Below are 12,274 nucleotides of genomic sequence, written 5' to 3'. Positions count from 1 at the left end.
CAGCATCCCACCGGCACCCGCCATTTCAGGGCAGCTCGATCAGCCAGTTCGCGCCGCATCCGGCGAACGGCGCCGACGACGGCCGCCGCGGGTGCGCGTGTCCGCACTCGCAGGTGACCAGCCGCGCACGTTCCTTACGTGCCGCCGGCCCGCGAAAGATGCCCTTGTCGCCGGTGTCCCGCCCGGTCGTCCATTCGGCCGTGGTCCGGCCGCCACAGCCGGGGCAGACACCATGGATCCGCACGATGCGCCCATCGGCGGAGAGCGTCACGCTGAACCGGGCGGCCTGGCTCGGGAACGTGACGACGGCGTAGTCGATCGACCGGTGAGACTCGATCAGGTCAGTCATCGCCGTCCCCTGTCAACGAGAAGCCGAACAGACCGGCGAAGCGGCCCAGACGGGCACGAACCTGCTCGACAGTCTCATCGATCTCCGCTGCCGCCGCGCCCAGGCGAGCGCCGCCGACCGTCCCGCAGTGCGCCGGCGCCTGTCCGTCCAGGTGGACGGTCACCACGAGCAGATCCTGCCAGCCGACGAGCCGGTCGTCGCAGTCCTCTACCGACGGCTCGACGCGGAGTCCGAGCGACTCGAACCGGCTCAGCCGCTTCCACGCCTCCGCTGGCGTCCAACCGAATCGTCCCGCGGTCTGCACGAGACACAGCGGCGTGACCTCCTTGAGCGAGACATCGAGCCCGTCCTTGTCGGCCCGCCGCAACATCGCGACGTCGTACTTGTCGACGGTATGGGAGGAGATCTCGGAACGGACGTCCGGCGCGAGGTCGGGAACCGGCGCGCCCAGCGCCCGATAGGGCGCCAGGCGATCGAGCGCCTCGGGGATGCTCAGCCGGCCCAGCTCCGCCGACCAGGCGATGTCCCAGGGCGTGAGCGCCCACCCGACGTCGCCCTCGACGAAGCGAACGACTCTGTCCATGTTGACAACGGCCCAGAACTCGTGCGAGTTGTTCATGCGGAACGAGGAGTCCACGGCGTCCGGAGGCAGGCTCGTCACGTCGGCCGTCTCCGGCAGGAGGCGCCGGTACAGGTCGATCGCCACGCCGATGGACTCGTTGGTCATGAAGGCCAGGTCAAAGATCTCGGGCATGCTCACCGCGCGGCCCGGATCGGTCAACGCCAGCAGGCGGCGAGCCTCCTCGAGCCGGTCGTCGCCGATGCCCCGCGTCCGCCAGTAGAGGTAGGAGGCGAGGCTGCGGAAGGCGAGCCAGCCCGTCGCCAGGCGGCGGCCGGGTATGCGCTCGTCGTAGGCGAACAGCCATTGGTTCACGATGTCGACCTCGGCGTCGGTCGGTGCGAAGTCGGTGCCGGCACGCAGGTCCGGCAGCTCGAGGAAACCCGCTTCGGCCAGCCGGCCCAGACCGTCCCGCACCCCGCCGACGGTCATCTCATGCCGATGCGCGAGGAGCAGCAGATGGATCGGGCTCAGCGGCGTGCGCATATCGTCGGCGTACATCAGGGCGCCGATTTCGACCGGCTCCAGATTGTCCGGGAACATCTGCCGCCCGAGAACCTCGTAACCCAGCCCCGCCAAGCGGTCGTACCGGGCGAGAACCTCGGGGACCGACTTCCCTTGTCGCGTACTCACCCGGATCACCTGCGACGGCGGAACGTCAGGCTCGATCCAGGGTGGATTCGCGAACCCGGTCTTCGAGAGCATCTCCACGTCGGCCGCCTCGAACACCTCGTGCGCCATCGGAGCGATCGCCTCCGGGCTCGGCGGGGTCCAGCCGGGCGGCACCATCGCGCCCGCCCGGCGGATCACCTCGGCCAGCGGAATGTGCAGCCGCATCGACGCGTGCGCGAGCCAGCAGCCGATGCCCCGCTTCGGCGGCCCACCCGGCGGCGACCAGGCGGCCACCGCCGGCAGCAGAGTGCGGTTCTCCAGTTCCTTACCGGGCTGGGGGTCGTCGTCATGGAATCGATGGCGCACGGGCGGCAGCTCTCGCATCGCCGCGAGATCGAGTCCGACGATCGCGAACCGGCGCAACTGGCGCCAGCGCACGGCCGGGGACACCTCCTCGTCGGCCCCGGCGTCGAGCAGGTCGTTCACGGCCGGCCGGCCGAACCTGCTCGGGCTCATCCAGCCCGCCTCGTACAACTTCCCGAGCACGGCCGATTCCGTCGGGCTGACCACGGGATACCCGTCCAGCATCGGCGGCGTGGGCAACCGGTCACCCGCGTCGAAACGGGCCAGACCCTGCCAGACGGCGCTACGCCACGTGATCAGCCAGCGGAACCCGCTGTCCCAGCCGTTGAGTTCGCCACTGAAGAGGTGGCGATCGATGGCCAGGCACCCGATCCGCCGGGCCGGCGCGGACGCGCCGTGCGCCCACGACCCTTCGATCGGCAGCGTGCGGTCGTGCGCCACCAGCCAGGCGAACACCTTCTCGCCGATCGGCGGCGCGTTCTCCGCGAGCCGCCACAGCCAGTTGTAAGAAAGCCCCGGCCAGTCGGCCAGCTCCGGAAGCGACGCGTCCACCTGGTCGTCGATCCAGTCGTGGTCCCATTTGCGCAGGCGGTTGCGGTCGACGGTGAAGCGTGGTCGGCGACGTCCGCGCAGGTTCACGACGAACCCGAATCGCTCCTCGTTGGTGCGGATCCCGTCGGCCGCCAGACCGCCCTCGCCGCTCACCCACCAGAAGTCGTCGCCGTGCCGCAGCGGCGGCACCGACGCGCCCGGGTAGCGCAGCTGCTCGGGCTCCCACGTCTCCGACGAACCCTTGGCCTCGGCCACCGTCACATCGAACTCGGCCACCCGCAGCTGCCGGCGCATGGTCTTCAGGGCCGAGACCGAGTCGTCACCCGTCAGATAGAGGCGGACGACGGTGCCGCCGCCGGCCGGCCGATCCGCTGGGGTGATCTGGAACAGGCTGCCGCTGCTGGCGATGCGCACGCAGTGGCCCTGCGAGGCGGGGACATCGTCCTCGTTCGTCGGCCAGGTCCAGATCGCGATCTCCTCCGCGATCATGAAGTAGCTGAAGACACCGACGCCGAACTGGCTGTTGGGGATGAGCTCGAGGGGCGGGTCGAGATCCTGCCAGCGCGCGTACTCGGCGCGGAAAGCGGGCCGGTAGAGAAAGCGTTCGCCCGCGTTGGCGAAGGTGTTCTTCAGGATCTCCGCGGTCATGCCGACGCCGTTGTCGGCGCACTCGATGAACGGCCGCCCGTTCTCGACATCCTGCCGGATGGTGATGCGGCCGGTCCACGGCACGACGTCGCGGCTCAGCCGCCGCCGGTAGGCACGGCGGGTCCGGCGGTAGCGGCAGGCGTCGAGGGCGTTCTGATACAGCTCGCGGATGGCGAGGTCGGGCTCCCCGTAGAGCGGGCGGCCCATGAGCAGCTCGCGGACCTTCTCGTCGGACAGGCGAAAGGTCAACACTGGCGTGTCGAACGCCGGGACGCCGTCCACCTTCTCCGGCCGCAGCTGGGCGTCGGTGACGGCGGCCGGCAGCCGCCCGGCCAGGTCGGCGCGCAGGTCGACGCCGGCCAGCGCCCGGCGCGCGTCGGCCGCGCGACGCACGATGCCACCGAACGCCGTGTAGATCGCCGGGTGGTCGCACACCGACCGGAGCGCGAGCTCCTCGCCGTCGCGAACCCAGTGCATCTCGCTGATCGCCTCGTGCAGGGCGGGCAGGGACAGGCCGTCGGTGACCCCGATGTGATCGACGATCACGCCGGGCATGCGCCGTGAATCGGCGGCAAGGATGCCGGCCAGCCACAACAGGGCGGCCACGGTGCGCAACCCCGGCTCCAAAGCCTGGTTGAATCCGGCCGTCAGCGCGTGGTCGTCCTGGTCTCCGTCCACGCACCGCATCAGGAAGCGCAGGTGCGCGCACAGCTCGCGCAAAGTGAGGCCGGAGCGGGCGCTGACCGCGGTGCCGAGCTGCTCGACCAGCTCGGTCACCGCGGTGCTGCTCCAGACCGAGGAACGCCCGGCCAGCCACCGGTGGACGAGCCACATCGCCAGAATGTCGCGCGCCTCGAGTCGGCCCCGGCGGGCGAGGCCCTCGGCACGCCGCCAGACGTGCTCGTGCATGTCGTGCGTAATCTCGAGGTCGCCGCGGGCGCGATCGCCGTACGTGCGGGAGAAGTCCTGGGGCCGAATGCCGGCGGCGAGCACAAGCCCGGCGTCCAGCGCGACCTCGCGCAGGAACGGGGCGGCGATCGCGGCCGCCAGCTCCGCCGGCGCGAGTTCCACGTCCGACGGGAGCAAATCGTCCAGAGTCGCGAGCACCCGAACCGCGAACTCCGGCGTCGACCACGGATCGGTGAGCCCGGCCTTCGCGCTCAGCTGGGAGCGCGCGTCGAGCCAGTGTCGCGCGCACGCGTCGACGACGCTGACGACCGTCTCGCGGGTGGAGGCGACCACCATCTCGTCCGCCGAGGTCCTCGACCACAGCGGTGTGCTCTCCGCCGCCTGTCGCCAGGACTCGCCGACCACCTCACCCTCGCAGACGACCTCCGCGGTCGGGCGTTCCGCGGGCTGGCCGCTCCGCGAGATGGCGTAGGTCGGGGTCTGGCGGAGATCGTCGCTCAGCGCGCCGAGGCGGGCAAGTCGCTTCGCGGCCGCCGCGACGACCTCGTCCAGGGTCCGCGCCGACGAACGGCGGTCGAGTGCGACGGCCAGCGCCTGGGTGAAGTAGCTGCCGTCGTCGCCGTAGCTGCTGCGCTCGCCGGGCCCACAGCTGTTGACCAGGACGAAGGCGCCGGCCGGTGGACAGGGAAGCTCACCACCGACCGGCAACCCGACGGAACCGGAGAGGTCGTTCCGGCACGCGTCCACGAACAGGACCACCAGCCGCGCCGCGCATTCGTCGACACCGCGCGGCACCAGCGGGATGAGGCTGTCCGGGTCGACGCCGGAGGACCCGGCGTAGGCGTCCCGCGGAACCAGGTAGCTGCGCCCGTTGACGACGACCCCGTGACCCGAGAAGTAGACGAGCAGCGTCCCGCCGGGCGGTGCCTCGCGGAACGCCTTCTTCATCGCGCCGGTGATGCGGTTGAACGTTCCGTCGTCGCAGTCGCGGGTGACCGCATAACCGGAGGGCGCGAGGGCCTCGCTCATCCGCTCGATGTCGGCGGCGACCACGTGCGGCAACCCGTCGAAGAGCGGGCAGTCGTAGGACGGAACTCCGATGAGCAGCGCCGCGCGGTCGCCCACTTTCACCTTCCCGACAAAGACGATGCGCGTAACGCTATACATCGATCGCACAGCGTCACAAGCGGCTCCACACCTCACGGGTGGTGGTCACTGGGCGGTCCTCGTCGGCCGCCCGCTCGATGGCCAGGGCGATCAGCTGGTCCTGCGCCGCCTCGGCCAGCGGGTAGGGCGGCGGCCCGTCGCCGCGGACCCAGGCCGCCATCCCGCTGAGGATCGCCGCCGTGGCGATCTCGTCGTCGTTCCAGCGCCGGCCCGGGAACGGGTTGCGGTAGAGGACGTCGCCGCCCAGCGTGATCGTCTCGGTGTCGAAGCCGTTGAGGTCGAGGTCGTGCCCGCTCTGCCGCCGCCGGATCGCCGAGACCGCGATCGCCTCCGGACCGGCCGGGTGCACGATCTCGTCATCGCGCAGCTCGCCGTGGGTGCCGCGGACCAGGATCCGCCGGAAGCGCAGCAAATTCCGCGTCTGGTTGCCGGTGAAGTCGTAGAGGCCGCTCCTCCCGTCCCCGAAGTCGATCGTGGCGATGGTCGTCGTGGCCGGCCGCGGCACCGGGTCACCGGTCCAGCCGCCGCGGTCCAGGGGATTCAGGAGCGGGGCGGTGGTCCGGCTCGCCCGAACCGTCGCCGGTCCGAACCCGGCGCCGAGAAAGCCCCGGATGAGCGAGACGGCGTGGTACTGCTGCGTCGAGGAGACCTGCACCTGCGTGGGCGTGCCGATGAGGCCGCCGCGAACGGCCGCGAGCCTCGCCGCGTGCGACGGCATGAGCAGGTATTGCTCGGCGACCTGCACCCGGTCGCCGGCCGTGGCCCACAGCGCGCGCAGCCCCGCGAGATCCGGTGCGGGTGGCGTCTCGGCCAGCACGGGCAGCCCCGTTTGCACCGCCGCCGTGATCGCCGCCGGGTTGGCGTCCCGCGGCACCGCCGTCACCACGAAGTCGGCCCGCACCTCGTCGAGCGAACCGAACGCCGGAACGGGCAGCTCGCGAGGCGACCGGACGACGGCCCCGACGCACTCCACATCGGGCAGGCCCTGGGCGACGCGCCAGAACGCGGCCGCCCGAAACCCGAACCCGACCAGCGCGAACGACGTCACGCCTCAGTATAGGTGCCGTCAGACGCGCAACCGCGGCTCGCGATAGACGCCGACGTACTCGCCGTCGCGGATCTCGATGCCGGCGAACTCGCCGATCGGCGCGGTGAAGTGATAGAAGCGCAGGACCGTGCCGTCCGGGTCGGGGACGTCCAGCCGGGGGCCGGCCGGGGTGTCCTCGATGGCGCCGTGCGCGAAGCCGAGCCGGTCGCAGCGCGCGATCACCTCGTCGAGCACCGCCCGGGAGGCGGGCAGGAAGGCGAGGACGTCGAAGCCGTCCAGCGCCGGGCGGCCCGCGCACACGCTGCGGTCGCGCAGCGCGATGTTGAAGCGGCCGCCCGGGTCGATCAGGCCGGCGCCGCGCAGCACGCCGTCCTCGACGATCTCGGTCCACAGCCGCAGGCCGAGCAGGCGGCAATACCAGGAGACACTTTTCGCGAGGTCGGTCACCGGCAGCTTGACCTGCGCGATCCGGTCGAGCCCGTCAATACCCGTGGTTTCCATGGGGTCGACGCTAGGAACGATGGTGGCGACAATCCATGCGTGGGCGTCCCGCGAACCACACCGTCCGTCTCGCCGGATCTGCTCAGCGCGATCCTGCGGGAGTTGCGCCTGGAGAGCGCCGGCTACCGCTGGCTCGAGCTCGGCGCGCCGTTCCGGGTCGGCTTCGACCGGCCGGGCCTGCGCGGCGTGCACCACGTCGCGCGCGGCGCCTGCGAGCTCGCCCTCGACGACGGCACCGTGCTTCCGCTCGCGGCGGGCGATCTGGTGATCTTCCCGCGGGGCGACGCGCACGTGCTGCGCTCGCCGGGCGCGCGAGGCGGGTCACCGACCTCGGGTTTCGAGCTGGCCATGCGTACGCCCGGCACCCGCCTGCATGCCGGCGGCCCGGCGGCCGACGCCGTGATCGTGTGCGGCGCCTTCGTGATCGGCGAGCCCGACCACCCCGCCCTGCGCGGCCTGCCCCGCGTCCTGCACCTGCCCGGCGTGGACGGGCAGCCGCCGCCCTGGCTCGCGTCGCTGCTCCAGGCGCTGGCGGCCGAGGCCTTCGACGGCGGCCCCGGCAGCGACCTGGTCATGGCCCGCCTTTCCGACGCCCTGATCATCCGGGCGCTGCGCCACCACGGCCGGGTCTTCGCCGAGCCGGGCTGGCTGACCGGCCTGCGCGACCCGTACGTGGCGGCCGCCCTCGCCGCCCTGCACGCCGACCTCGGCCGGGACTGGACCCTGGGCGGCCTCGCCGCGACGGCCGGGCTGTCGCGGGCCGCCTTCGCCGCCCGGTTCACCCGTCACGTCGGCGAGCCGGCCATGCGCTACCTGCTGGCGCTGCGCATGCAGCGGGCCAAAACCCTGCTGCGCGACGAGCGGGCGACGGTCGCGGCGGTCGCGGCCCGGGTCGGTTACCGCTCCGATGTGGCCTTCGCGGCGGCGTTCCGGCGGGAGGCCGGGGTCGCGCCCGGGGCCTACCGACGATCACACCGGTTATTTCAGCAATAAGTCCAACTATTGCAATCATGTGACGCGGGCTGTCACGATGACCGTCGATCCGTTCCCCGTCTCCCCCGGATCGAGTGGAGTCCCCCATGCCTCTCACCAGACGGGCGCTGCTGTCGGCGGCCGCCCTCACTCCCGCCGCCACGCTGCTGACCGCCGGGCGCGCCGGCGCCGCCTCCGCCCCCGGCGACGTCGTCGGCAAGGTCAGCGTCGGCTACCAGGGCTGGTTCGCCTGCGCCGGCGACGGCGCCCCGATCGGCGGCTGGTGGCACTGGAGCCGCGACCGGTTCCAGCCCCCGTCCCCGGGCAACACCACGATCGTGTCCTGGCCGGACATGCGCGACTACACGCACGCCTACCCCACGGCGTACCCCAACCTCGGCAGCGGCGCGGTCGCGACGTTGTTCTCCTCCTACGACCAGCAGACCGTCGACACCCACTTCGGCTGGATGCGCACGTACGGGATCGACACCGCCGCCCTGCAGCGCTTCAACCCGATGGGCGACGAGGGCCCGACCCGGGACGCGATGGCGCAGAAGGTGCGCACCGCCGCCGAGGCGACCGGCCGGAAGTTCTACATCATGTACGACGTCAGCGGCTGGTCGTCGATGCAGAACGAGATCAAGACCGATTGGTCGTCGAAGATGGCCGCGCACACGGCGTCGTCCTCCTACGCCCGGCAGAACGGCAAGCCGGTCGTCTGCATCTGGGGCTTCGGCTTCAACGACGACAACCACAACTTCACGCCGGCCGCCTGCCTCGACGTCATCAACTGGTTCAAGGGGCAGGGCTGCTACGTGATCGGCGGCGTGCCCACGTACTGGCGGGAGGGCAAGAACGACAGCCGCGCCGGGTACCTCGACGTCTACCACGCGCTCAACATGATCTCGCCGTGGATGGTCGGCCGCACCGGGGACCTCGACGGGCTGGACTGGTTCTACACCAACGTCAACACCGCCGACCAGGCCGACTGCAACGCCCGCGGCATCGACTACCAGCCGTGCGTGCTGCCCGGCGATCTCTCGGCCGGGGCCCGGCGGCACGGCGACTTCTACTGGCGCAGCGTCTACAACATGGTGCGGCTCGGCGCCCAGGGCCTGTACGTGTCGATGTTCGACGAGTTCAACGAGGGCAACCAGATCGCGAAGACGGCCGAGACGCAGGCCTCGGTTCCGGCGGGCACCGGCATCCGGGCGCTCGACGAGGACGGCACCCGCTGCGACGCCGACTACTACCTGCGGATCACGACGGACGCCGGGAAGATGCTCAAGGGGCAGATCGCGCTGACGTCCGTACGGCCGACTCCGCCGCAACTCGGCACCCAGCCGCCGCCGGCCACCGGGGATCTGGCCGCCGGCAAGGCGGCGAGCGCGAGCAGCGCGAACGGGGGTTTCCCGGCGTCGAACGCGGTCGACGGGAACGCGAGCAGTTACTGGGAGTCGAGCGCCGGGTTCCCGCAGTGGTTCCAGGTCGACCTGGGCGCCGCGTTCGCCGTGAAGTCGCTGGTCCTGCGGCTGCCGCCGGGCTGGGAACGGCGAACCCAGACCATCACCATCCTCGACGGTACGACCGGAGCCACGCTCGCCGGCTCGGCCGGTTACGTCTTCGATCCCTCGTCCGGCAATCAGGTCACGATCGCGCTGCCCGGGGCCAATGTCCGAAATATCAGGCTAAGTGTCGCCGGGAATACCGCGTGGCCGGCGGCGCAGATCGCCCAGTTGCAGGCCTTTGCGGACGGGACGACTCCCCCGCCCCCGCCCCCGTCCGGCGATCTGGCCCGCGGGAAAAATGCGTCTTCCAGCGGATATATCCAGAATTATGCCCCGGCGAATGCGGTCGACGGTGATGCCGGCAGCTACTGGGAGAGCGCGAACAACGCCTTCCCCCAGTGGCTGCAGGTCGATCTGGGCGCCGCGGCGAGTGTCGGGCGGGCCGTGCTGAAACTGCCGCCCGCGTGGGGCGCGCGGTCGCAGACGCTGGCGATCTCGGGGAGCACGAACGGGTCCGCCTTCTCGACGCTGGCGGCGGCTTCCGCGCGTACGTTCGACCCCGGCGCCGGCAACGCGGTGACCGTGACCTGGACGCCGGCCCAGGCCCGTTATCTCCGCGTCACCGTCACCGGGAACTCCGGCTGGCCCGCCGGCCAGCTCTCGGCCTTCGAGATCTACTCGAGCTAGGTGGCCCTCACGGCTGGCGTGCCAACCGGTGCGCCAGCCACGAGACCGCCTGCGGATAGCGGTAGTCGATGCCGCCGTGGCCGGCCGGGAAGAGCTCGAAGTGGATGCGGTCGCCGGACACGCCGATCCGCTCGAGGCCGGCCCGGAACGCTTCGGCGCCCAGGTCGAGGAACCACTCGTCCTTGGTGCCGGCGTCGATCCAGATGGCCCGTTGCGAGCGCATCGCGTCCGCGTACTTGTCGATCATCCGGATCGGATCCCAGGCCAGCCACCTGTCCCACAGCTCGGGGATGATCTGGCCGCTGCGCGAGTCGAACGGCAGCTGCGGGGTGCCGTCCTCGGCCGGGCTGAACGCGGCCGTACAGCCCAGGATCAGCAGGAGCGCCATGTCGTGCTCCTTGGTGAACGACGTGCGGCCGCGGAACTCGCTCCACCACTTGCCGATGTCGTGGTCGTAGTCGCGCAGGGCCCGGGTGGCCTTGGCGAACTCGTTGAGGTAGCAGTACTCGTAGAGGGCGTCGCCGGCGTGCGTGGCGAGCGCGCCGAACAGGTCCGGCCGCAACATCGGGGTGATCATCGCGCCGAAGCCGCCGGACGACTTGCCGGAGATGGCCCGCGACTCCGGGGCGGCGATGGTGCGGAAGCGCGCGTCGACCCAGGGGACGACCTCATCGCAGAGGTACGAGTGATACGCGCCCGTGCCGGCCGAGTCGACGAACTGGGAGCCGCCGTAGGCCGTCCACGCGTCGACGTAGACCAGCACGCAGCCGGGGGCCTCGCCGCTCGCGAACACGGCGTCGGCGGTCTCAATGAACGGCTGGCGGAACGGGGTCCGGTTGGCCCACATGCCGACGTGCCCGCTGTACCCCTGGATCACGTAGATCGAGGGGTAGCGCTCCTGACTCCGGTCGTAGCCGGGCGGGGTGTAGACCCACAGCGGGCGGACGTGCGGGTCGCCGAGCGGGTTTCCGCGCAGCAGCTCCGATTCGATCGTCTCCTGGTGCAGCTCTCCGGTGAGCTCGTGACTCCAAGGCAGCATGCCTTGGAGTCAATCACGGTTTTTTGGCCACGCCGCCATACATGTGCACATGCTCGTCCGGGACCGCGCGGGCCGCGTCGTCGGGCCGCCAGTGGTTGACCAGCCGCACTCCCGGGTCGATCAGGTCGAGGCCGCGGAACAGCTCCTCGACCTCGGCCCGGTCGCGGGCCTTCTCGTTGATGCCGCGGGCCACGTAGGCGGCGACGCCCTTGTTGACCTCGTCCGGCGCGCTGTCGGCGGTGACCGTGGAGAGGGCGAGGACGCTGCCGGACGGCAGGGCGGCCATCAGCGTGTCGATGATCCGGTGCGCCTCGGCGTCGTCGACGATGAACTGGAGGATCGCGATGAGGCTCAGCGCGACCGGCCGGGTCAGGTCGAACGCCTGCTGGAACTCGGGCGAGGCGACGATCGCGTCCGGGTTGTGCAGGTCGGCGTCGAGGTAGGTGGTGTGCCCCTCGGCCGAGCTGGTCAGCAGCGCGCGGGCGTGCACGAGCACGATCGGGTCGTTGTCGACATACATCACCCGGGACTCGGGCGCCACGCGCTGCACGACCTCGTGCAGGTTGGGCGAGGTCGGCAGCCCGGCGCCGATGTCGAGGAACTGCCGGATGCCGAGCTCCTCGGCGATGAACCGAGCCTGGCGCGCCATGTAGTTGCGGTTGGCCCGCATCGAGATCGCCAGGTGCGGCCAGTCGACCGTGATGAAGGCCGCAGCGTCACGATCGGCCGCGAAGTTGTCCTTGCCGCCCAGCAGGTAGTCATAGATGCGGGCGGAATGAGGAACGTCCGTGTTCAACTCGGAGGGGGACACGCCGCACACCCTAGCGGTCCCCCTCAAGATTGCGTCACCCCGCCGCTTCTCCCCCGGCCGCGCCCGCCCACCGCCAGACCCACGCGGAGTGCGGCCTCCGCGACGATCGCCACGGCGAGGCCAGTCTGGACACCGCGCGTTCTCGCGGGGTCCCGCATCCCGTGCCGGCACCGGCGCGGGCGTTCCGCCGACCTAGGTAGGCGCGTTCATCGACTTTGGTAGGCAGCGCGCGGGGACGTCCGGAGGCTAGTTTGGGAACACGCCGCCGTCCCGCCTCACCGACGTGGCTCTGGTTCCGGTCGGCCCCGTCATCGCCGCCGTGGCGGCGGCGGGCGTACCGGGGCCGGCGCTGCGAGCGCGGCGCGGGCGAGCGCGGCGCGGGCGAGCGCGGCGCGGGCGAGCGCGGCGCGGGCGAGCGCGGCGCGGGTGGGCGCGGGCGAGCGCGGCGCCGGTGGGCGCGGCGCCGGTGGGCGCGGCGCCGGTGGGCGC

9 protein-coding genes are annotated in these 12,274 nt (G+C 71.5%); 2 read left to right on the top strand and 7 right to left on the bottom strand.

What is annotated here, in order from left to right; genetic code table 11:
- Positions 1-25: 25 nt before the first annotated feature.
- The 4 genes from ACZ6TB_RS09565 to ACZ6TB_RS09550 are packed head-to-tail and all read right to left on the bottom strand — an operon-like array spanning position 26 to position 6,768.
- Positions 26-349, bottom strand: a complete 324-nt coding sequence (locus ACZ6TB_RS09565; RefSeq protein ID WP_465552463.1) for a hypothetical protein — start codon at positions 347-349, stop codon at positions 26-28.
- Entirely contained in the window at positions 342-5,177 is a 4,836-nt protein-coding gene (locus ACZ6TB_RS09560) for an HD domain-containing protein (protein ID WP_465552461.1), read from the bottom strand. The genes ACZ6TB_RS09565 and ACZ6TB_RS09560 overlap by 8 nt, the downstream gene beginning before the upstream one ends.
- 55 nt (positions 5,178-5,232) lie before the next feature.
- Positions 5,233-6,267: a Gfo/Idh/MocA family protein gene (locus ACZ6TB_RS09555; RefSeq protein WP_465552459.1), complete on the bottom strand. Its 1,035-nt coding sequence runs from the start codon at positions 6,265-6,267 to the stop codon at positions 5,233-5,235.
- A gap of 18 nt (positions 6,268-6,285) precedes the next feature.
- Positions 6,286-6,768: a VOC family protein gene (locus tag ACZ6TB_RS09550; protein WP_465552457.1), complete on the bottom strand. Its 483-nt coding sequence runs from the start codon at positions 6,766-6,768 to the stop codon at positions 6,286-6,288.
- A gap of 39 nt (positions 6,769-6,807) precedes the next feature.
- Between ACZ6TB_RS09550 and ACZ6TB_RS09545 the strand changes: the two genes are divergently transcribed.
- Positions 6,808-7,761 (top strand): AraC family transcriptional regulator, encoded by a 954-nt coding sequence (locus ACZ6TB_RS09545; protein WP_465552455.1) that lies wholly within the window; start codon positions 6,808-6,810, stop codon positions 7,759-7,761.
- Positions 7,762-7,847: 86 nt separating this feature from the next.
- Complete coding sequence (locus ACZ6TB_RS09540; protein WP_465552453.1) at positions 7,848-9,935, top strand: glycoside hydrolase family 99 protein; 2,088 nt, start codon at positions 7,848-7,850, stop codon at positions 9,933-9,935.
- Positions 9,936-9,942: 7 nt separating this feature from the next.
- Here ACZ6TB_RS09540 and ACZ6TB_RS09535 read toward each other — a convergent pair whose 3' ends face one another.
- The 3 genes from ACZ6TB_RS09535 to ACZ6TB_RS09525 all read right to left on the bottom strand — a co-directional run.
- A complete protein-coding gene (locus ACZ6TB_RS09535) occupies positions 9,943-10,974 on the bottom strand; it encodes an alpha/beta hydrolase (RefSeq protein WP_465552451.1) in 1,032 nt (343 codons plus the stop codon).
- 13 nt (positions 10,975-10,987) lie between these two features.
- Complete coding sequence (locus tag ACZ6TB_RS09530) at positions 10,988-11,785, bottom strand: SAM-dependent methyltransferase (protein ID WP_465552449.1); 798 nt, start codon at positions 11,783-11,785, stop codon at positions 10,988-10,990.
- A gap of 308 nt (positions 11,786-12,093) precedes the next feature.
- A partial coding sequence (locus tag ACZ6TB_RS09525) for a hypothetical protein (protein ID WP_465552447.1) occupies positions 12,094-12,274 on the bottom strand: 181 nt, incomplete at its 5' end.

Source organism: Actinoplanes sp. NPDC051537 (assembly GCF_055586105.1).
Note: the sequence above shows the minus strand (reverse complement) of the source record. Positions and strands in the feature narration are given on the sequence as shown.